Origin of the sequence: Flavobacterium sp. 120, from assembly GCF_003633605.1 — a bacterium.
Lineage (GTDB): Bacteria > Bacteroidota > Bacteroidia > Flavobacteriales > Flavobacteriaceae > Flavobacterium > Flavobacterium algoritolerans.
On sequence record NZ_RBKZ01000001.1, the window covers coordinates 2578163 to 2600706 of the forward strand.

Consider the following 22544-nt stretch of genomic DNA (forward strand, 5'->3'; position numbering starts at 1 on the left):
TAAAAAAAAAGAGATTCAACTTTCGCTGAATCTCTTTTAAAAATTTATGTAAAAAGCTCATTTAGCTTTCTTGATGTGCTTTTTCTACCTTGCTTTTATCCTCTTTAGATATTGTATCTACAAGTACCGGAGTAGCAATAAACAATGAAGAATATGTTCCTACGATAATACCCACTAACATAGCGAATATAAATCCTCTGATAGATTCTCCTCCAAAAACAAACATGATTAATAAAACCACGATCATTGTTAATGAAGTATTGATTGTTCTGGACATTGTTGTATTAATAGATTGATTTACAATCTCAGCAAAAGTACCTTTAGTTTTACCTGCTAAATACTCTCTAACTCTATCAAATACAATAACAGTATCATTCATAGAATACCCAATAACCGTTAGAATCGCAGCGATAAAGTGCTGATCGATTTCCATACCAAAAGGCATAAATTTATAACACAAAGAGTAAATTCCTAATACAAAAACAACATCATGCGCAATAGCTGCAATTGCACCTAAACTATATTGCCATTTTCTGTAACTGATCATCAAGTATAAAAATACGATAGCCATTGCTCCAAGTACTGCCCAATATGCATTTGTTTTAATATCTTCTGCAACTGTTGGACCAACTTTAGATGCTAGTAAAATACCTGATTTTTTACCATCATAAGCATTTACAAATTTCTCATACGTCATATCTGCTGAAAAATGTTGTTTTAAAGTAGCAAACAACAATTTATTCACTTCTTCATCAGCTTTAATTCCTGGCTCCTGAACTTTATATTTTGTTGTGATTTTTAATTGATTATCACTACCAAAAACTTTTACTTCAGCGCTACCATCAAAAACTTTAGCTAACTCCGCTTTTACAGCTTCAGTTTCAATTGGTTTTTCAAAACGCACTTGGAATGTTCTTCCTCCTACAAAATCAACCCCTTGATCTAAACCATTTGTTGCCAATGAAATAATACTTATAACAACTACAACACTAGAAAACAAATATGTCCATTTTTTTACTCCTAAGAAATCAAAGTGAAAGTTGTTAAACATATTCTTAGAGAAATTCGTAACAAACGTCAAATTATTCTTTCTACTTATGTTCCAATCAATGAAGATTCTTGCAATGAAAATAGAGGTAAATAATGAAGTTACAATACCAATCAATAATGTAGTAGCAAAACCTTTAATTGGTCCTGAACCAAAAATAAACAATACCGCTCCTGTTAAAATATGCGTTACGTTAGCATCAGTAATTGATGACATTGCACCTCTCCAACTGTAAGAAGTCTTAATGGCTTCCTCTAATGTTTTACCTGAACGTAATTCTTCTTTTGCTCTTTCGTAAATAATGATATTCGCATCAACTGCTGTTCCCATTGTTAAAACGATACCTGCAATACCTGGCAATGTAAGAACTGCTCCGATACTTGCTAAAATTCCGAATAAGAAAAGTAAGTTAACCGCTAACGCTACATTAGCATACCAACCTGCTTTACCATAATATATCATCATCCAAAGTGATACTAAAAGCAATCCTATCAAAGCAGAATTAGTACCATTATCAATAGCTTCTTGCCCTAGGGATGGTCCTACCACTTCTGATTGAACAATATCTGCAGCAGCAGGAAGTTTACCTGCTCTTAAAACATTCGCTAAATCTTTAGTTTCTGTAACATCAAAAGCTCCTGAAATTTCAGATCTACCACCAGAAATTGGACCTGTAGATACTCCCGGTGCAGAATAAACCACATCATCCAAAACAATAGCAATATTGCTTTTTTGAGTATATGCTCTACCTGTTAATTCTTCCCAAGATTTTGCTCCTTGACCATTCATTTGCATTGAAACCGCTGGTTTACCCATTTGGTCAAATGTATCTTTTGCATCAGTAACAACACCACCACTCATAGAAGGAACATTGTCTCTGTTCCCTTTTAAAGCGTATAATTCTACAGCATCAACACTTTTTGCTTTAGCATCTTTAATAGTCATTGGTTTACCCCAAACAAATTTTGCATAACGTTGGTCACCTGCTAATAAAACTCTAATATCTGCTCTTTTCAAATATCCGTTTACTACGGCAGTATCTTTTGGAGAGAAAAGCCCTAAAACTGGACCTCCACCTTGACCAATGATTTTATCAAACAAAGGATTTTCTCCTTTTTTAGTAGCAGTTGAATCTTTTTCATCTGTAAGTAATGCACTTAAAGAATCTTTTACAACTGGTTTTACTTCAGTAGTTTTGATTTCAGTTTTTTTCAATGACTCATTAGCAGCCATTAAGAAATTACCAATTTCTTCAATTTTATACGTTTCCCAAAACTCTAATTGAGCTGTACTTTGTAATAATTTTTTAATTCTATCTACATCTTTTGCACCAGGAAGTTCCACAAGGATTCTTCCAGATTCTCCTAATTTTTGAATATTAGGTTGTGTTACACCAAATTTATCAATACGTTTTCTTAAAACACCAAAAGCACTTTCTACAGACTCATCTACTTTTCTGGAGATAACCTTTTTTACTTGTGCATCTGTCATTTGAAAATCAACTCCACCTTCACCTTGCAAGCTTCTGTTTGCAAAAATATCAGGAGATGCTAATTTTACAGTTCCTTTTGAATTTTCATCAAAAGCATCATAAAAAGCATCTAGATACGATTGATTTCCTTTTTGATTTGCAGTAGCATCAGCCAAAGACTTATTGAAAATTGGGTTTTTAGAATTATTCGATAATCCTTTTAAAATATCCTTTACAGATATTTGAAGTATAACATTGATACCACCTTCTAAGTCAAGACCTTTATTGATTTGTTTGTCACTAACTTCATTGAATGTAAAATCGGTAAAACCAAGATTAAATACTTTTTCTTTACCAATAGAATCTAAATATTTTACTTCTTTTTCAGGATTTCCACCTGCAAAAGATTTTGCATCACTTTTTACTTTGCTCGCGACAAAAGTGAAAGAAAGTTGGTAAATACTTACCAATGCAAATAGAATTGCGAAAAATTTAATAAGTCCTTTATTCTGCATTATTACTAAAAATTAATTATTTTTTATTTATTTATTTTTGCTTTAAACCTTATAGAATAAGACTTGACATCGATTTTTTAATTTCAAAAAAGAATATCTCGAACTACATCATTTTTTTAAACCGAGCAAATATATAATTAACGTTAAGATTAACCAATTTATTTATTAATTAATCTCAAGAAAAAGACTGCATATTAGCAGTCTTCCTTATTATATATGTATTTTTTTATGCTAAAATCGATTTTAAGGCATCATTCATTTGTCTAACGGCATCAGCACTTTTAGCAAATAAGGCTTTTTCTTGTTCATTGAGCTTAATATCAAGAATTTCTTCTACTCCATTTTTACCAATAATACAAGGAACACCTATACAGATATCATCTTGACCGTATTCTCCTTCAACAAAAACGGAACAAGCGATCATTTTCTTTTGGTCATTCAAAATACTGTCAACTAAGAAAGCAACTGAAGCACCCGGAGCATACCAAGCTGATGTTCCTAAAAGACCCGTAAGTGTAGCACCACCTACCATTGTATCTGCAGCTACTTTTTGTAATTGTTCTTCTGATAGAAACTGAGAAACCGGAATTCCATTATAAGAAGCCAATCTTGTCAAAGGAATCATAGTAGTATCACCATGTCCACCAATAACCATTGCTGAAATATCATTTGCAGGTTTATCTAAAGCCAAAGACAAATACGTTCTGAAACGAGAGCTGTCTAATGCTCCTCCCATACCTATTATTCTATTTTTTGGCAATCCAGTAGATTTCAATGCTAAATAAGTCATAGTATCCATAGGATTAGAAACTACAACTATTATAGTATCCGGTGAATGTTTCAATACGTTTTCAGCAACCGTTTTCACGATTCCTGCATTAATACCTATTAATTCTTCACGAGTCATACCTGGTTTTCTTGGAATTCCTGATGTAATCACAACTACATCACTTCCAGCGGTTTTAGAATAATCATTAGTAACGCCTGATACTTTGGTATTAAAACCCGTATTAGTAGCACACTGCATAATATCTAAAGCTTTACCTTCAGCAAAACCTTCTCTGATATCTAACAACACTACTTCGCTGGCAATTCCTCTATAAGAAATTACATCTGCACAGGTCGCACCTACATTTCCTGCTCCTACAATGGTAACTTTCATATTTTAAAGTTTATTCGGTTATTAGTTAATTTGGTTAATCTCTATGGTGTTAATCGTAATTTATTCTAACAAAAAGCAAACGATTATACTACGTTATGCATCAATATTAGCATAAACTGCATTCTTCTCAATAAATTCTCTTCTTGGTGGTACCTCATCACCCATTAACATAGAGAAAACTCTATCGGCTTCCGCCAAACTGTCAATAGTTACCTGACGTAAAGTTCTGAAACTTGGATCCATTGTAGTTTCCCACAATTGCTCCGCGTTCATCTCCCCAAGACCTTTGTAACGTTGGATTCCTGCGCTTCCGCCCATTCTTTCATTCGCTTGATCACGTTGTACGTCATTCCAGGCGTATTCTTTCTTGTTTCCTTTTTTAACTAAATATAAAGGTGGTGCTGCAATATATACGTGACCTTCTTCGATTAATTCTTTCATGAATCTAAAGAAGAATGTCAAGATTAAAGTAGAAATGTGGCTACCATCGACATCGGCATCACACATAATAATTACTTTATGGTAACGCAATTTTTCAATATTCAACGCTTTACTATCTTCGGCAGTTCCAATTGTAACACCAAGAGCAGTAAATATATTTCGAATCTCTTCGTTTTCAAAAACTTTGTGATGCATTGCTTTTTCTACGTTCAAAATCTTACCACGTAATGGCAAAATAGCTTGAAACGCACGGTCACGACCTTGTTTAGCCGTTCCACCTGCCGAATCTCCCTCGACAAGATATACTTCACATTTTGCAGGATCTTGTTCCGAACAATCAGAAAGTTTTCCTGGCAATCCACCGCCACCCATTACGGTTTTGCGTTGTACCATTTCACGCGCTTTTTTGGCTGCGTGACGTGCTTGTGCTGCAAGAATTACTTTTTGAACGATGATACGGGCATCATTTGGATTTTCTTCCAAATAATTCTCAATCATTTCACTCACTGCCTGACTCACCGGAGAAACAACTTCTCTGTTCCCCAGTTTTGTTTTAGTTTGTCCTTCAAATTGTGGTTCAGCAACTTTTACCGAAATAATAGCCGTCAATCCTTCACGGAAGTCATCACCTGAAATATCAAACTTCAACTTATCCAACATTCCAGAAGCATCTGCATATTTCTTTAATGATCTGGTCAAACCAGTTCTGAAACCTTGCAAGTGCGTTCCTCCTTCATGTGTGTTGATATTATTCACATAAGAGAAAATATTTTCGGTATAACTTGTGTTATAAATTAACGCAACTTCAACCGGAATCTCTCCTTTTTCATGGTCCATAGAAATAACGTGTGCAATAATTGGCTCACGATTTCCATCTAAATAACGGATGTATTCTTTTAAACCTTCATCAGAATGAAAAATTTCAGAAACAAAATTTCCGTCTTTATCTAATTCTCTTTTATCTGTAAAAGTGATTGTAATTCCTTTATTCAAAAAAGACAATTCACGCATACGAGCTGACAAAGTATCATATGAATACTCTATCGTTTGGGTAAAAATACTTGGATCAGGATAAAAAGTTACGATTGTACCTCTTTTAGACGTTTCTCCAATTTGTTTAACCGGATACAACGCTTTTCCTTTTTCGTATTCTTGTTCGTATACTTTTCCATCACTACTGTGAACGGTAGCTCTCAAATGATTGGACAAAGCATTTACAACAGAAACCCCAACACCGTGAAGTCCTCCAGAAACTTTATACGAATCTTTATCAAATTTACCTCCGGCACCAATTTTAGTCATTACAACCTCCAATGCCGAAACACCTTCTTTTTTATGAATACCAACCGGGATACCACGTCCATTATCTTCAACAGAAATAGACCCATCTTCATTTATATCGACTCTGATGGTATCACAATGACCTCCCATTGCCTCATCAATAGAGTTATCTACAACCTCATAAACTAAATGGTGTAGTCCTCGAACACCTACATCTCCAATATACATTGATGGACGCATTCTTACGTGCTCCATTCCCTCTAATGCCTGAATACTATCCGCTGAATAATTGTCCTTCTTGATTTCTTCGCTCATATATTTTATTCTAAAAAAATGTAATTTTTGTCTAACACGCAAATATATAAAAACGCAAATTATATAACCGTTAAAATCCCTTTTTAAGCTCTTAAGTTATTAACATTTGTTCATATAACCACAAAAAAAACGCTCTCAAAATCGAGAGCGTTTTCTATTCCTGCAAAATCAATTTAATATTTTAAACCGTAACTCCTGTTTTAGCAATTTCGGTATCTGCCTGAACGTGCGCTGCATTGGCTCTTCCGCTTGGATCCTGATTTTCTTGCCATTTCGGAATCCACTTTCTAACCGTTTGTGCCGCACTAACTTGCGGATAATATTTATTAAATATAGACCTGTAAAAATACGCTTCTTTAGTTGCAGGGGAATTGTATGGGAATTCAGCAGCAGCTCCGGCTAATTGCTCATCACTAACTTGAGAGGAACAGTATTCAATCAATTGATCAATCCAGTTGTATCCTACTCCATCTGAAAACTGTTCTTTTTGTCTCCATAAAACCTCTTCTGGAAGATATGGATTATCCGGTGTGTCAAATGCTTTTCTCAGAATGTATTTTTCCTTTCCATCGTACGTTTTAGGCATCTTTTCTTCTGCTTTGATACGAACTGCCATCTCCAAGAAAGCTTTGTCTAAAAACGGAACTCTAGCCTCTAATCCGTGAGCCATCGTTGATTTATCTGCCCTTAATAAATCGGCAGTAAATAATTTCTGCACTCTTTCGATTGTTTCCTTTTGAAAATCTTCTGTTGAAGGCGCATTTCTAAAATACAAATATCCTCCAAAAATCTCATCTGCTCCTTCGCCCGAAAGCACCACTTTTATTCCCATATCCGTAATCGCTTTAGATAAGAAATACATTGGAGTACTTGCTCTTACCGAAGTCACGTCATAGGTTTCTAAATGCCAAATTAGTTTGTCCAATATTTTAATTCCTTCTTCGATAGTAAAGTGAATTTCATGATGTTCCGTTCCTAAATATTCCGCTACTTTTCTGGCAGCAGCAGCATCCGGAGCATCAGCATCTAAACCAATCGAGAATGAATGTAATTTTTTACCGCTTTCCGCCAAGAGTCTGCAAGCAATTGCCGAGGTCAAGGAAGAATCCAATCCTCCAGAAAGCAACACCCCAATTGGCACATCACTCATCAATCGTTTACGAGTCGCTTCAGTCAAAGTTTCTCTGATTAATTCTAAATCTAATTCTTGGTCTGCTTTTAAATAATCTTCATATTCCGGCTTGTAATATTTTACAAAACCCGTTTTTTGAGTATAAAAATGTCCCGGAGGAAAAGTAGAAAATGTTTTACATTGATCTGCAATAGGTTTCATTTCCGATGAAAAATAGATTCTTCCTCTTTCATCCAAACCATAATACAACGGCTTTACTCCCATTGGGTCTCTACCCGCAATAAAATCATCACCATCAACTACTACAAAAGCCCAATCTCCATCCAACATATTGCAAAAATCATATCCAAACTCTTCGTACAAATGCACAATAACCTCTGAATCTGATTTAGTTCTAAAAGTATGTTCTTTCAAAACACCATCTCTTAATTCCTGATGATTGTATATTTCGCCATTATGAACCATATAGGCCGTTTTTGTGCCTTGTATCGGTTGTTTTCCGGAATGCAAATCGATTATAGACAACCGTTCATGGCTCAAAACATGTCCTTTTTCGGTAACATGCAAATCACTTTCATCCGGGCCACGATGCGACATTCTTTTCGAAAGTTCCCCAACTAGCTGTTCATCTTTTGCTCTTCCAATAATGGCTAATATTCCGCACATAACATTATATTTTTATTTTTTACCAATTCTAACTCAACAAATATGCGATAGTAGTTACAAATATAAAACACAAACACACTATTTAGTTTAAATTTGAAACAAAAAAAATAATTTTACATTTAAAGTGTAATTAAAATACTCAATTAATAAAATTATTCCATTACAATTGTAAATCCTCAAAAAGTATCCTCTTATTTATTTCGCTTTCTTGCCTTTTAAATACGTACTTGTTGGCTTCATTTTTACTATTTTATGCTCTTCTACTTTCATTAAATCCTGATCATACATTACAAAATCAGCCCATTTACCCACTTCCAGACTTCCTTTTTCTTTTTCTTCGAAATTAGAATAAGCTGCCCAAATGGTCATTCCTCTTAAAGTTTCGGCTCTAGTCAAAGCATTTTCCATCTGGAAACCACCTTTTGGGTATTCCTTACTGTCTTTCCTTGCAACTGCAGCATGAAAAGTCAGCATCGGGTTCACTTCCTCTACAGGAAAATCGGTTCCTAAAGCTACCATTCCAGCTTTTTGGAGTAATTTTTTATAAGCATACGCATTTTTCAGCCTTTCTTTCCCCAATCTATCACCAGCCCAATACATATCGGATGTCGCATGCGTAGGTTGAACCGAAGGGATAATCCCGAATTTAAAATAGTCAAAATCAGCTTCACGTAAAACTTGGGCATGCTCAATTTTCCATCTTCGGTCTTTAGTACCTTCTAAAACTTGTCTGTATATTTTTAAAATCACCGTATTTGCGGAGTCTCCAATGGCATGCGTATTGAGTTGAAAATCCGAAGCCGCAATTTGCCTTGCCACTTCTTTTAATTCTGTAACCGGTGCCAACAAAGCACCATATTGGTCTGACTTGTCAGAATACGGTTTGTGCATACAAGCACCACGAGAACCCAAAGCGCCATCTCCATACATTTTAAAGGAACGGACATTTAGATTATCGGTTTTATAGATTCCTTTTTTTAGATACAAGTCGATATTTTTTTGATTTGCTGTAATCATAGCATAAACATTAAGCTTCATCAATTTTGCTTTTTGCAAACTATCCATCAAATGAATAACATCCGGATCTAATCCCGCATCATTTATTGTTGTCAATCCGTAATCAAACATTACTTTTTCAGCATCCAATAAAGCAGCTATTTGTATTTTACGATTTGGTTTCGGAATTATTTTAAAAACCAATTCCATCGGATTATCAACTAAAATTCCTGTTGGTTCCCCGTTTGCAATTTCAATTTGACCACCAACAGCTTTCGTGTTTTTTGTAATTCCAGCTAATTTTAATGCCTTACTATTCACAATAATGGCATGCCCGTCAACTCTATTCAATACAACAGGAATATCAGGAAAGGCAGCATCTAATTCTGCTTTTGTAGGATACTTTTTTACTTTCCAATCGTTTTGATCCCAACCGTTACCTACAATAAACGTTGGATTTTTATCTTTTTGAAAAGCCTTTAAACGAGTAATTATTTCGTCCATACTTTTGGTACCGCGCAAATCAGCTTCCTGTAAACTTAATCCATAGCTGTAAAAATGACAATGCGCATCAATCAAGCCTGGATAAATAAATTTCCCTTCGGCTTCTATCGTATTCTTAGATTCATATTGTTTTGCAATTTCACGATTTGTACCAATAGCTACAATTTTTCCCTTATCAATTGCCATAGCCGAAGCCTTTTCAAAAGAATTATTGATGGAATAAATCGTTGCATCTGTAATAATCGTATCAACGGAAATCTTATCCTTTTGATCACAGGAAATCAATAAAAATAAAGCAAGGAATGATGTAATAAATCTCATAATAAACATTTTAGTTATGCTAATATAAAAAAACTCCACCTAATTATTTTAGACAATGCCGTAATTATATTTTTTTCAAATTGTAACCTTCTCCATAAAAATAGTTCCCATAAAAAAACGCTCTCGAAATGGAGAGCGTTTTTTATCTATTTATAAAATCTTATTTCAATACTGTTTAGGCTTTTGCATATGCATCATCATGCACACTAGCTACTGCTCTTCCTGAAGGATCATTCATGTTCTTGAATGCTTCATCCCATTCCAATGCAATTTTTGTACTACACGCCACACTTGCTTCTTGCGGAACACACAAAGCTGCGGCATCACTTGGAAAATGCTCATGGAAAATAGAACGGTAATAATATTCCTCTTTTGAAGTTGGCGTTTGTAAAGGAAACTTGTATTTAGCATTTGCTAATTGTTCATCCGAAATTTCAACAGCTACAACCTCTTTCAAAGTATCAATCCAACCGTATCCTACACCATCACTAAATTGTTCTTTTTGTCTCCAAGCCACACTTGGCGGAAGCATTTCTTCAAAAGCTTTACGAACTACCCATTTTTCCATAGGATGTTCCTTGTTGATCATTTTATCTTGTGGATTAACTCTCATCGCCACATCCATAAATTCTTTATCTAAAAACGGCACACGTCCTTCAATTCCCCATGCTGCTAAACTTTTGTTGGCACGCAAACAGTCATACATGTGTAATTTACCTAGTTTACGTACGTTTTCTTCGTGGAATTCTCTTGCGTTTGGCGCTTTGTGGAAATACAAGTATCCTCCAAAAAGTTCATCTGCTCCTTCACCCGACAATACCATTTTGATACCCATTGATTTGATAACTCTCGCCATTAACCACATTGGTGTTGATGCTCTAATCGTAGTCACATCATACGTTTCCAAGTTGTAAATCACATCTTTAACTGCATCTAAACCTTCCTGAATAGTGAATTTTATTTCATGGTGAATAGTTCCAATATGATCTGCCACTACTTGTGCTGCCGCTAAATCTGGAGAACCTTCTAATCCTACCGAGAAAGAGTGCAATTGTGGATACCAAGCATCAGCAACATCACCGGATTCGATACGTTTTTGTGCATATTTTTTGGCTACAGCCGAAGTTATAGAAGAATCTAACCCTCCCGAAAGCAATACTCCATAAGGCACATCGCTCATCAATTGTCTGTGAACTGCGGCTTCTAAAGCAACTTTAATTTCGTCAATGCTGGTTACGTTGTCTTTTACGGCATCGTAATCTGTCCATTCTCTTTTATACCATTGTACAAATTCTCCGTCTTTGCTCGTCATATAATGCCCTGGAGGAAACAATTGGATTTTGGTACAATATCCTTCTAATGCTTTCAATTCTGAAGCCACATAAAAAGTTCCGTGTTCATCCCAACCTATGTATAATGGAATAATTCCCATGTGATCACGAGCAACAAAATACTCATCTTTTTCTACATCATAAATGGCAAATCCAAAAATTCCGTTCATTTCATCAATAAAATGAGGTCCTTTTTCTTTGTAAAGTGCTAAAATAACTTCACAGTCACTTTCAGTTTGAAAGTTGTATTTCCCTTCAAATTGTTTACGCAATTCTCTGTGGTTATAGATTTCACCATTTGCAGCTAAAACAAGTTGTTTGTCTTCACTAAATAAAGGTTGTTTCCCTGACGCAGGATCAACAATTGCCAAACGCTCGTGAGACAAAATAGCTTTTTCATTACTAAAAATTCCACTCCAGTCCGGTCCACGATGACGGATAATTTTAGACATTTCTAATACTTGCGGTCTTAAAACTTCCGCTTTTTGTTTTAAATCAAAGGCACATACTATTCCGCACATAACTATATATTTTTAATGTTTTGTTTATTTTGATAAGGCAAAGATGGAGTTATAGTTCTAATTGAAAAACACAAATGCTATTTTTAGTTATAAATTATAACCAAAAATTAGCATTTGTGTTTAAAATGTAATTAAAAGAGAATAAAAAAGGAATCGAAGTTAAGAATTGTAAAAAGGGATGCAAATGAGACGGATGCAACTTCCGAAGTTTCGGGACGGATTATAACAGATTTTATTCAATATTCTCCACTAAATACTTCGTACCATTAATCTCAAAAGTAAACCCTTCTTGATTTCCCATGAGTTTATTTCCCAAAGGCGATTGCGGTGATAATGCGATAATATTGATTCCTTCGACATTGATTTTAGGAAGCGCCACACTCAGGTACAAATAGATTCCGTTTGCTTTTACCAAGCTCCCTACAATGATGGTTTCGGCAATTGTAGTGGCATCAATTTTATCTAAAACTGTTTTTTGATCCAGTACTTCTCTCAATTTACGATTGAGTTTTTCCTGCTCAATATGCATCATTGACAAAGCGGTTTCGTGTTTGTCTCCGGCAGAACCTTTGGCATCGTTCTTAGAATCTTCGGTAAGCGCTACAATCATGTCTTTGAAAACATCGATTCTATCCTGAACTAATTGTAGATAATGGGTATGTATTTTTTGCTTGAAAGTCATAATTTAAAGTTTAACCACAAAGTTCACAAAGAAAGCACAATGTTCACGAAGTTTTTTTATTATAGTTTCTGTATTTAGAAAAAGTTTAATCATAAAGAAGACAAAAGGTTGACTTCTTTATGATTAAACTTTCTGTAGTCTTTGTATCTTCTTTGTGAACTTTGTGGTTAAGTAACAAATTAAAAATCAAATTTATAGTTCACTCCTAAAATTACCTGAAAACCTTGAACCGGATAATTCTGCCATTTTTGGTAGGCATTATTAGTGATATTATTGGCTCTTGCAAAAGCAGTCAATCGGTCGCTGTATTTGAATCCTACATTTGCGTTTACATCAAAATAAGATTTTAAAGTTACTGGAGCAGCATTCGCTGAAAAATCAGTATTTATCTGGATATCTTTACGCTCGCCTACGTAAAACACATTTGCACCAGCGAACCATTTCTCAGTTATATTGAAATCAAGATTTGAATTTATTTTAATTGTTGGCATATTCCAAGCTTCTTGCTGAAAATCATTGGTGTAACTACTGAAAGTTCCATTGATTCCAAAAGATACAGCTGAAGAAAAATCAGCTTTTAGTTCTCCATAAAAACGCAATGTTTTCATATCGTCATACACCACTTGAAAGGAATTTCCAAAAGCATAATCCTCGTTACCCGCATTTTCAGTATAATCATTGCTTCTAAACAAAGCTTTATTTCTCTCGTTTGCATACGAAGCTTTTATATTATAACTTACTGTATTGGTTAATTTTCCTTTTAATCCGGCAAAAATATCATACTGCTTATCTGTTGACGCAATATTCAATGTTGGTGATAAAAATGGATTTTCATTGACAAAATCCATATAGGAGTTTTGCTCTAAATCCCCTTCGGCTCCTGCATAGAAAATCATCAAATCACCAACAACTTTGTAAGAAGCATTGAATTGTGGATACACTAAAAAGGTATTGTTGCTGTTTTCATTATCCATACTATAAAACAAACCAGCTCCAATATTCAGCGTCCAATCATCTTCCTGCATTACAAAACTGGGAACAATTCCAAAATTTGTAAAACCATATTTTACACGCTCTGTATTGGTATTTGAATAATTTTTCTTGAAACTACCGCTAACATAATCTACAATTATATTTGTTTTTACCGCGCTTTCCATTACATCAAATTCTACTGTCGGCTTTGCATAAAATCGATTTTCAGAAGATCCTGAAGCATCCGAAAAATGATTGTATTTCAGACTTGCTTTGTTCAAAATACTTTCGCTAAATGCTACATTTCCGCCTAACGATATCGTACCGTAAGTTTGCTGAGGATTAATTCCGTTAATCAAAACCATTCTGTCTTGAGGAGTCAAAGTGCTGCCAAAATTTGCAGGTAATCCATACCAATTATAAATTTGGTTTTGATACCCTAAATCAAGATTCCATGACACGTCTTTTTGATTGGAACCATACATCAAGTCCAACGATGTATCGTAAAAACCATCCTCTAATGCTATATTTTGGATTCCGCCCTCAGACGAATGATGACGAAACATTCCACCAACATAATCTGTGTCATTAAGATCATGATTCACGAATAATTCCCCAATAAAGGTTCCGTAATTCCCCACTCCAAAAGTGGCGTAATTTTTAAACAAATGGGCTTGCTTTTCTTTTTCTACCCCTTCAGCTTTTCCTTTGGATGGTGTAAAAGTTGAAGCTACCGGAAAAGAGAAAATCGTGTATTTTATCTTTTCTTTTTTGGCATTTGCGTCTTCATCCAGTTCAGGAATTTCTTTTACTTTGAAAGCGTCTGAAATTTTTGGCGTATACGGTTTTACAACATTTACGGTCTCTGTTCCTATTTGCTCTTTCTTTTGTGCAAACGAAAATTGGAATACGAAGAAGAATAAAATCCCCAACCCAATTCTCCCCGAAGGAAAGGGAGCCGAAAAAGTTGCTGCCTTATTTGTGAATGATTTTATGTTTAATTGTTTAAATGTCATGTTTTATTTTTTTTTACTTCTTATTTCTAACGCTAATAATCTTAATCTTTAAACTTCCCATTCCCCTTTTGCAATGAATTGCGTTTCTCCGCCTATTTTTATATCAAAATGATTTTCACTTAATTTTCCATCAAAATAAATCTGGGAAGCTCTGTTTATAAAATCTCCCTGATGATTGACCATTTTAATTTCTGGTGAATAATATTTTAAAAGAAAAGCCTGTAAACAAGTGCTGGCACTTCCCGTTGCTGCATCTTCAATAAGTTGATTGTTTTCAACACATAGCATTCTGCTAATAAGTTTTGCATCTTCTAAACAATAAAAATATAACGCTCTATGATTAGTTTTACAGTGTGCATGCAACCATTCGCTCATTTTATCCTTGTCAAGAATTAAATTCTCCAATGCTTTTTTATTTTTCAGAGGGACAATTACAAAGGCGCTTCCTGTGCTTACTTCCTGAATGGAAAATTTATCATCAAAATCAGCACTGCTTAAATTGCTGAAGGATAAAAAACCTTCTGCTGAAAAAGTATCCAAAAACTGAGGTTGAGCCGCCTCCAACCAAACCAAATCTCCCGATTGATGCACTGGAATTTCTCCAATTGGAACCGATAACGTAATCTTTTCTGGTTGGCCTTCAAATATGGTATTCATCAAAACCCACGATGTTCCTATTATTGGATGTCCAGCAAACTTCATTTCGTGCTCTGGAGTAAAAATTCTAATTGTTGCTGCTTTATTTTCAGGGTCAAGCTTTGTTATAAAAGTGCTTTCCGCAAAGTTGATTTCACGGGCAATTTTTTGCATCTGTTCGTCACTTAAGGCATCAGCCTCTAAAAAAACAGCCAATTGATTGCCTGCATATTTTTGCTTTGTAAAAACATCAACGATGTAAAAAGGTAAATTCATTCTATTTGTTTTTTGACTTTCCATTATTCTAAAAATTTCATGCCGATTTTTGTTGTTTTCCAACATACAATCACAGCCTTCTTTATTTAGTTATCGATGAATTTGTTTTAGATTCCTCAGCTTTTATAGTATCCAATTCTCTTTGTGCATCTGAAACTACATCCGTAAAATCAGTAAAATTTTGGATTACATTTTCTAAAATGTATGTTGCCTGATAACTGTCTTTTAGTCCGTAAAAGTTTTTCGCCATTACCACTAATCCTTTCGCACCAAAATATTTATAGCTGGAATAATTTTTCGCTAATTTTTGAACAGCAGTATTAGAAGCTTCAAATTTTTCGTCTTTATTTTTAAAATAAGCGTCATAATACAAGGCTTCGGCAGCTAATTCTCCTTTAGCAATCGTCATCAATTTTGCGTAGGCAACTTTCGCTTTCGCTTCATCACCTGTTTCAATTGCCGCACGCGCTATGATAATTTGCGCATCACTTTTTACATTATCATCCGTTTTAGGATTCATCAATACTTTCTCCGCGTAAATAACTGAATTTGGATAATCCTTTTTGTCATAATACGATTTCATCAAATTAGATTGTGCAAAAGTTTTATTCTGAGAAATATCCGCTTCGTTTTCTAAACGGGATAAAACCGGAATTGCTTTCTCATACTCTTTATTTTTAAGGAAAATTTGAGCTAATCTTGATAACGATTGTTCTGTAAATTCACTTCTGGATTGCGCAATTACATATTCATAATTAGCGATAGATTTACTCTCCGAACCTTCAGAATAATACAATTGAGCAAGATAATAATTAGCTTTCAAAGCATGAATCCCACGAGGAAATTGGTTTATATAACCACTAAATCCTGCTATTGCCTGTTTAACATTGTTTTGTTGAAATTGTTTTTCAGCAGCTTCATACGTGTCATTATCCAATTCAACATCTGTTACAGCAACAAAATCCAACGTACGAACCCAAGTTGCATATTCATCTACTCTGCCATTATCCACATAAATCAATCGAGCGGTGGCTACAGCTTCTAAAGCCTCTGGAGTTCGAGGAAAATCAGCAGCTACTTTCTTAAATTTCAATAATGCCTGCTCGTCTTTATCCGTATTATAATACACTAATCCCTGACGCAAAATAGATCTGGAAGTGAAAGATCCTTTTTTAAATTCCGTATTTAATCTGTCGTAGGTTTTTACCGCAAGATCATTTTGATTCTCGGCAACATACGTATTGGCCAATTCAAAAAGTGCATCGTCTCTGTATTCTGATTTTGGATACAATTGTAAAAAAGCATTTAGCTCATCTATTTTCTTGTCATTTTTTGCTATAAATCCATAGCAAATCGCTTTTTGAAAATACGCATAATCTGCATCTACACTTTTAGATTCTATTACTTTACTGTACGCATCCATAGCCGGACCGTATTTTGAAGTTACAAAACGGCAATCCGCCAAACGCAAATACGAATCATTCAAACGTACTTTATCCGAAGGTGCTTTTTCTATTTGATTTTGGAAATAATTACCCGCTTGGTCGTATTCTTTCAATTTAAAATACGTGTATGCAATATTGTAATTGCTGTTTTTAAATTCTGGTGTTGTTGCCGCTTGGTTTGCACCAATGAATTGCTTGAAACTTAATAACGCGTCTTTGAAATCATTCAAAACATATTCCGTTTCACCTTGCCAGAAAGTAGCACGAGCAGTAAAAACGGCATCTTTTTGTTCGCTCACAGATTTTGTGAACATCTTCAAGGCTTCCGGATAATTCCCATCGGTGTATAATTCTAAACCTCTGTAAAAAAGTACTTTTTGGTACGCTAATTTGTTTTCTGGTGATTTATTTTTTTCCAATAAAACTAAGGCTTCTTTGTAGTTTTTAGACGAAATATAAGAATCTATCAATAATTTCTCCACCTCTGAACGGCTTGCATTATCTGGATATTTTTTCAAAAAAGCTTGCAAAACAGCTGGTACACTTTGATACGAATTCCCTAATTCATAACTTAATTTTGCATAATTTAAGCTCGCATCTTCTTGAATAGCCAAATCAAAATCCATTTCAGAAGCGTTTTTGAAAGCATTCAAAGCTTGTTGTTTTTTATCGGTATTCAGGTAACTTTCTCCCAAATGATAATAGGCATTTTGTGCTACAAAATCTTTCCCTCCAATGATTTTATTGAACTGAGAAATCGCGTTTTCGTAGTCTTTTTGTTTGTAATACGCATATCCCAATTGATAGAAATCCGTATTATTCCATTTTCCTTTTTTTCCTTTATAATCTACTAAATATGGAATTGCTTTATCATATTGTTTCAAATTGAAGTAGCTTTCGCCAATGATTTTACTCAGTTCTGATTTTTCCAAAGGAGTTGATTTAGCCATTGCTTTCTGTCCTAAATCAATTGCTTTTTGGAAATTCCCCAACTTAAAATTCATGTCAGCCTGATAATACGAAAGCTTTTCTTTGTACTTTTCTTCGCCTGAAACTTCGTCAAAATATTTTGTAGCTTGCTTGTAATCATCACCTTCATACGCCATAAATCCCAAATAATATTTGGCTTGAGAACCATATTCGGCAGAGTTTACGACTTTATTCAAATACACTGTAGCTTCTTTTTTCTTTTTGGCATTAAAAAAACTATATCCTTTCTGAAAATTGAATTTATCTTGGTCGTTTCTGCTTAAACTGCTTTCGTCCACTTTATCAAACCATTGTAACGCTTGCGGATAATTTCCTTGATTAAAATGATAATGTGCCACTTCAATGTACGCCTGATTTTGTTTTACACTCGTAGGATAATCCGAAACAAATTGCTCCATCAATTCATCCGCATTGGATTGATTGGTTCGAATGGCGCAATTAGCGGCATAATAGGCACAATCTGATTTTAGTTCTTCAGTAGTCGCTGTTTCCTTTACTTTATTAAAAATTAGTTGCGCCGATGCATATTGCGCATCTTTAAATAAAGAAACCGCTTTATTGAAATCTTTTGAATCGTGAGTGTAAATTGTTGATTTTTGTGCCGAAACAGAGGCAGTTATAATGAAAATTGGAATAAAGAAGAGCCAAGAAATTTTACGCATTGTGATTTTATTTTAATAATTCAAATGTATCATATTCTGAAGTCTATAACGAATCGTTATCGGCTTTTATTATGAACATTTTTTTTAACACTGAAGAATTTAACTTTATTCATCCCTTTAAACTCCGCTACTTTCACTTATTATTTATAATTATCAGAATTCTATCTAATTGAATAGAATTTATTTTGAATAGAACCGTTATCTTATTACTTTTACCCAATAAACAAATGCAAATTATGTCACAATCCGTACTGTCTCTAAAAAATGTAAATATTTATCAAGAAGGTAAATCTATTTTATCCCAAGTAAACTTGGAGGTAAAACATGGTGAATTCCTTTATATTATTGGAAAAACAGGCTCCGGAAAAAGTAGTTTAATGAAAACTTTATATGCTGATTTACCTTTAACAGAAGGAGAAGGAAATATTGTAGATTTTGATTTAGCCACTTTAAAAGAAGATGACATTCCGTTTTTGAGAAGAAAGATTGGAATCGTTTTTCAAGATTTCAAATTATTACCGGATAGAACTGTAAAAGACAATATGTTATTTGTTCTAAAAGCTACCGGCTGGATTGACAACGTAGAAATGCAAAACAAGATTGACGAGGTTTTAAATAAAGTAGGGATGAGAGAATTTGGCAATAAAATGCCGCATCAACTTTCTGGAGGAGAACAACAACGTGTTGCCATTGCCAGAGCTTTACTGAACGACCCTGAATTAATCCTTGCTGACGAACCAACAGGAAACCTTGACCCACAAACCAGTGCCGAAGTTTTAGAAGTATTAAAAAGCATCAATGCTAACGGAAAAACCATCATTATGGCCACACACGATTATGCATTATTGATGAAATTCCCATCTAAAACATTGAAATGTGAAGATGCAAAAATCTTTGAAGTGGTTCAGAGAACAGCATAATGCTTTCCATTCTTGTTCCAATATACAATTACAATGTTTATCCTCTTGTTTTAGAGTTGTACAAACAATGTATGGATTGCGAAATAGATTTTGAAATTCTATGTCAAGACGATGCTTCAAAATCAAGTTTGAATGTACTTAATGAAAATGTGAATGCATTATCAAATTGCAGTTTTGTCTCCTTAAAAGAAAATCTGGCACATCGTGAAAACAGAAATTCCCTTGCCGAACAAGCAAAATTTGATTATTTGCTTTTCATTGACGGAGATTCAATTATTATTCATGACCATTACATAAAAAAATACATTGACAATATCCTTGATTTTGATGTTGTTTATGGCGGAAGGTTACATCCTGAAAAATGTCCTTCCGACAACCAAAAACTACGTTGGAAATACGGAAGGTTTATTGAGGATAAATCTGCAATAAACCGAAAGAAAAAACCGTATCAATCGTTACTTTTTAATAATACCGTAATTAGAAAAGACTGTTTCAACAAAGTAAAATTTGACAAAAACAGAAAGAAATACGGTCATGATGACACCCAACTTTCATATCAATTGAGTTTATTAAAATCTAAAGTAAATCACATTGAAAATCCTGTTGAACACGGAGATATTGATAGCAATTTGATTTATTTGAACAAAACCAAAGAGTCTTTAGAAAATTTGATTTCACTGTACGAAGAAGAAAAAATTGATATTGAATTTGTAAGACTGATTCAATTGTATCATTTTTTAAAAAGAACAAAATCCACTTTTATCATTTCAAAAATACATACCTTTTTAGAGAAACATCTATTGCAAAATTTGACTGGAAAAAATCCTGATTTATTTCTTTTTAATTGGTTTCGAGTTGGCTATTTATGTTCGATAAATGATAAAAATCAATCCTTTTTGAGTCCAATAAATAATTGATTCCAAGTTTGCATAATAGCATCTATATTGTATTTTTCGCTGGATAACTTTGCCTTTTTCCCCATTTCTTTTCTTAATGTCGCATTTTCGATTAAAGTCTCAACACCCTTTACACAATCTGATTCATTACCGTTTTCAATTAAAAAACCGTCTTCACCATGAGACAAAATTCCTCTTGGCCCACACGGACAATCATAAGCAACACAAGGCAATCCGGAAGCCATCGCCTCAATTAAAACCATCCCAAAACCTTCAAATCGAGACGTCATCAGATAAAATGAAGCTTCTAAATATTTCTTATCAATATCCTGAACCGGTTCATAAAAAACAACATTGTCTGAAATATTCAGGTTTTCAGCCAACAATTCTAAATCGATATTTTTAGCTGATTTTCCATAAATTTCCAAAGTCCAATCCGGGTGTTTTGCAACAACTTTTTTCCAGATTTGCAACATTCTGTCAAATCCTTTTTCATACGTATGACGGCCAACAGCTATGACTTTTTTACTTTCTAAAGCACTCGATTTTTCTGAAGTAAACCACAAGGGATTTGGAATAACAATTGTATTATCTATATTCCATTCTGCAATGCTTTCGCTCGTTACAACAACAAATCGATCGTATTCCTTTATCCCGTTTTTTTTTAAAGTATGAATACCATTAGACACAACTTTGGTCAAGAAATCATCCTTTAATTCTCTTTCTTCAACAAACTTAGAACTGTGCATTTCTAGAACAAGAGGAACTTTATTTTTTAAAATAAAAGGAATTGAATATGCCTTTAAACCATTATCACAAACAACAACAATATCGGGTTGAATTGCTTTAATTTTACTTTTTAACCCTTTCGCAAAAGAATTAAAAAACTGAAAAAAATTACCTTTCAATGGTAAATCGTGAAAAACAATATTGGAATTAAAAGAATAAAACAAAGGATAGAAACCCTCGTTTTGAGTCAGAATATGAACTTCATATCCCAATTTTTCAACCAGATAATTAGCTTTTATCGAAAGGACTCTGGCTACACCCCCTTCGTTATTTATGTTGGGAACTATATAAAGAAGCTTCATTTTTTTGATTCCAAAAATTCATCAAAATCCCTAATATAATCTTCTTCTTTGAAAACACCAGATGCCAAAACCAAACAAACGGCTCCAGAAGAAAAATTTTGCAATTCTCTCCAAATGCCTGTTGGGATAAGCAATCCAACATTTGGCTTGTTCAATATAAATGATTTTTTTTCTAATCCATCCTGAAGAACAACCTCAAAACTTCCGCTCAAAGCAATCAGCGTTTCTTGCTGCGCAATGTGCGAATGCCCACCTCTGTATGCATTACTCGGCACATCAAAAAGATAATACACACGTTTGAATTCAAATGGCAAAACATCCTCTTGAATAAATGCCAGATTCCCACGTGTATCTTCCACAACAGGGATTTTTAATAATTGTATGGCGTTAAGAGTTGTTTTCATTTAGTAATTTGTAAAAAATCTTCTTTTCCTTTGTTTGCGCTTTTTAGTGCTGCAAAAACTTGGTTTATTTTAATCTTGCTTTGTTTAATATCAAAGAACAACTTCAAAAAAACCCCTTTAAGATAATTATAATTTGAAACTCTGGTCAAGAAAGCACCGAGTACATAATACCTTTGTTCCAAATTTAATTTATCATCTGTTGAAACCGCCGGATGAACTGCTATAACCTTAGGAACAATGATTATGTTTTGTTTTTGATTTTTCAAATCTGACAAAAAAATAGCTTCTTCTCCCATCATAAATGAACTTCCAAGTCCGAAATTAGTATCAAAATTAATCTTTAGTTGATCGAATACCGCTTTTTTTAAACTTATTTCAATCGACAAAATATTAAAAATATCTAGATTATTTAGTTGCAATTTTGTTTGAGAAGGATATTTTTTAAATAACAAACCATTTGAACCTTCAATTGCAAAACAAATGCTGGCTGCCTCAGGATAATTATTGTGGGCTTTAAGAATATTGCTTTCAAAATCTTCCTTGAAAACTTCATCGTCATCGGCTAATAAAACAATTTTTCCATGAGCATTTTGTAAGCCTAAATTCCTGCTTTTCGACAACCCTTTTTCAAATGAATTTACAACTCTAACGGAAGGAAAATCTGAAACCAACAGCTTATTTTCAGAGGTTTGATTGATAATTAAAATTGAAAATTCTGAAAAATGACAGAAAGGAAACATAGGAATCAAAAAATCCAAAGAATCCCTATTCATCGTAGCCATTACTATTTCAAGATCTCCTTTTTTAAATTCTTTTATCAATTTGTTACTATATTTACACAAATATAAAT

15 protein-coding genes are annotated in these 22544 nt (G+C 34.0%); 2 read left to right on the forward strand and 13 right to left on the reverse strand.

Annotation, left to right across the window (positions count from 1 at the left end):
• Window positions 1-61: 61 nt before the first annotated feature.
• From secDF to C8C87_RS11010, 10 genes are all read right to left on the reverse strand, one after another.
• Window positions 62-3034, reverse strand: a complete 2973-nt coding sequence (gene secDF, locus C8C87_RS10965) for a protein translocase subunit SecDF (protein WP_099714644.1) — start codon at window positions 3032-3034, stop codon at window positions 62-64.
• Between the two features lie 226 nt (window positions 3035-3260).
• The gene (gene mdh / locus C8C87_RS10970) at window positions 3261-4196 is read right to left on the reverse strand and encodes a malate dehydrogenase (protein WP_099714643.1); all 936 of its coding nucleotides are present in this window, start codon (window positions 4194-4196) and stop codon (window positions 3261-3263) included.
• A gap of 93 nt (window positions 4197-4289) precedes the next feature.
• Window positions 4290-6233 (reverse strand): DNA topoisomerase (ATP-hydrolyzing) subunit B, encoded by a 1944-nt coding sequence (gyrB, locus tag C8C87_RS10975; protein ID WP_099714642.1) that lies wholly within the window; start codon window positions 6231-6233, stop codon window positions 4290-4292.
• 181 nt (window positions 6234-6414) lie between these two features.
• Window positions 6415-8031 (reverse strand): asparagine synthase B, encoded by a 1617-nt coding sequence (gene asnB / locus C8C87_RS10980; RefSeq protein ID WP_121342636.1) that lies wholly within the window; start codon window positions 8029-8031, stop codon window positions 6415-6417.
• A gap of 195 nt (window positions 8032-8226) precedes the next feature.
• Complete coding sequence (locus tag C8C87_RS10985; RefSeq protein WP_121342637.1) at window positions 8227-9852, reverse strand: amidohydrolase; 1626 nt, start codon at window positions 9850-9852, stop codon at window positions 8227-8229.
• Window positions 9853-10027: 175 nt separating this feature from the next.
• Window positions 10028-11704 (reverse strand): asparagine synthase B, encoded by a 1677-nt coding sequence (gene asnB / locus C8C87_RS10990; RefSeq protein ID WP_121342638.1) that lies wholly within the window; start codon window positions 11702-11704, stop codon window positions 10028-10030.
• Between the two features lie 232 nt (window positions 11705-11936).
• A complete protein-coding gene (locus C8C87_RS10995; RefSeq protein ID WP_099714638.1) occupies window positions 11937-12386 on the reverse strand; it encodes a hypothetical protein in 450 nt (149 codons plus the stop codon).
• A gap of 179 nt (window positions 12387-12565) precedes the next feature.
• A complete protein-coding gene (locus C8C87_RS11000) occupies window positions 12566-14374 on the reverse strand; it encodes a TonB-dependent receptor (RefSeq protein WP_158589744.1) in 1809 nt (602 codons plus the stop codon).
• Between the two features lie 48 nt (window positions 14375-14422).
• Window positions 14423-15286, reverse strand: coding sequence for a PhzF family phenazine biosynthesis protein (locus C8C87_RS11005; protein WP_121343356.1), 864 nt, complete (start codon window positions 15284-15286; stop codon window positions 14423-14425).
• A gap of 82 nt (window positions 15287-15368) precedes the next feature.
• Window positions 15369-18383: a tetratricopeptide repeat protein gene (locus tag C8C87_RS11010; protein WP_121342639.1), complete on the reverse strand. Its 3015-nt coding sequence runs from the start codon at window positions 18381-18383 to the stop codon at window positions 15369-15371.
• A 236-nt stretch (window positions 18384-18619) separates the two neighbouring features.
• Here C8C87_RS11010 and C8C87_RS11015 point away from each other — a divergent pair, with 236 nt between their 5' ends.
• Together C8C87_RS11015 and C8C87_RS11020 are read left to right on the forward strand one after the other, a co-directional pair.
• A complete protein-coding gene (locus tag C8C87_RS11015; protein WP_099714636.1) occupies window positions 18620-19303 on the forward strand; it encodes a cell division ATP-binding protein FtsE in 684 nt (227 codons plus the stop codon).
• Complete coding sequence (locus tag C8C87_RS11020; protein WP_121342640.1) at window positions 19303-20220, forward strand: glycosyltransferase; 918 nt, start codon at window positions 19303-19305, stop codon at window positions 20218-20220. The genes C8C87_RS11015 and C8C87_RS11020 overlap by 1 nt, the downstream gene beginning before the upstream one ends.
• Here the strand turns inward: C8C87_RS11020 and C8C87_RS11025 are convergent.
• The 3 genes from C8C87_RS11025 to C8C87_RS11035 are packed head-to-tail and all read right to left on the reverse strand — an operon-like array spanning window position 20190 to window position 22515.
• Window positions 20190-21290 (reverse strand): glycosyltransferase family 4 protein, encoded by a 1101-nt coding sequence (locus C8C87_RS11025; protein ID WP_121342641.1) that lies wholly within the window; start codon window positions 21288-21290, stop codon window positions 20190-20192. The two genes, C8C87_RS11020 and C8C87_RS11025, sit on opposite strands and share 31 nt — an antisense overlap.
• Window positions 21287-21694: an FdtA/QdtA family cupin domain-containing protein gene (locus C8C87_RS11030; protein WP_121342642.1), complete on the reverse strand. Its 408-nt coding sequence runs from the start codon at window positions 21692-21694 to the stop codon at window positions 21287-21289. The genes C8C87_RS11025 and C8C87_RS11030 overlap by 4 nt, the downstream gene beginning before the upstream one ends.
• Window positions 21691-22515: a glycosyltransferase family 2 protein gene (locus C8C87_RS11035; RefSeq protein ID WP_121342643.1), complete on the reverse strand. Its 825-nt coding sequence runs from the start codon at window positions 22513-22515 to the stop codon at window positions 21691-21693. Before C8C87_RS11035 ends, C8C87_RS11030 begins: the two co-directional genes overlap by 4 nt.
• Between the last annotated feature and the right edge of the window lie 29 nt (window positions 22516-22544).

Excerpts from the sequence above, each read along its gene's own strand:
- secDF (WP_099714644.1), bottom strand. The coding sequence starts at position 3,034 with ATGCAGAATAAAGGACTTATTAAATTTTTCGCAATTCTATTTGCATTG.
- mdh (WP_099714643.1), bottom strand. The coding sequence starts at position 4,196 with ATGAAAGTTACCATTGTAGGAGCAGGAAATGTAGGTGCGACCTGTGCA.
- gyrB (WP_099714642.1), bottom strand. The coding sequence starts at position 6,233 with ATGAGCGAAGAAATCAAGAAGGACAATTATTCAGCGGATAGTATTCAG.
- asnB (WP_121342636.1), bottom strand. The coding sequence starts at position 8,031 with ATGTGCGGAATATTAGCCATTATTGGAAGAGCAAAAGATGAACAGCTA.
- C8C87_RS10985 (WP_121342637.1), bottom strand. The coding sequence starts at position 9,852 with ATGAGATTTATTACATCATTCCTTGCTTTATTTTTATTGATTTCCTGT.
- asnB (WP_121342638.1), bottom strand. The coding sequence starts at position 11,704 with ATGTGCGGAATAGTATGTGCCTTTGATTTAAAACAAAAAGCGGAAGTT.
- C8C87_RS10995 (WP_099714638.1), bottom strand. The coding sequence starts at position 12,386 with ATGACTTTCAAGCAAAAAATACATACCCATTATCTACAATTAGTTCAG.
- C8C87_RS11000 (WP_158589744.1), bottom strand. The coding sequence starts at position 14,374 with ATGACATTTAAACAATTAAACATAAAATCATTCACAAATAAGGCAGCA.
- C8C87_RS11005 (WP_121343356.1), bottom strand. The coding sequence starts at position 15,286 with ATGAATTTACCTTTTTACATCGTTGATGTTTTTACAAAGCAAAAATAT.
- C8C87_RS11010 (WP_121342639.1), bottom strand. The coding sequence starts at position 18,383 with ATGCGTAAAATTTCTTGGCTCTTCTTTATTCCAATTTTCATTATAACT.
- C8C87_RS11015 (WP_099714636.1), top strand. The coding sequence starts at position 18,620 with ATGTCACAATCCGTACTGTCTCTAAAAAATGTAAATATTTATCAAGAA.
- C8C87_RS11020 (WP_121342640.1), top strand. The coding sequence starts at position 19,303 with ATGCTTTCCATTCTTGTTCCAATATACAATTACAATGTTTATCCTCTT.
- C8C87_RS11025 (WP_121342641.1), bottom strand. The coding sequence starts at position 21,290 with ATGAAGCTTCTTTATATAGTTCCCAACATAAATAACGAAGGGGGTGTA.
- C8C87_RS11030 (WP_121342642.1), bottom strand. The coding sequence starts at position 21,694 with ATGAAAACAACTCTTAACGCCATACAATTATTAAAAATCCCTGTTGTG.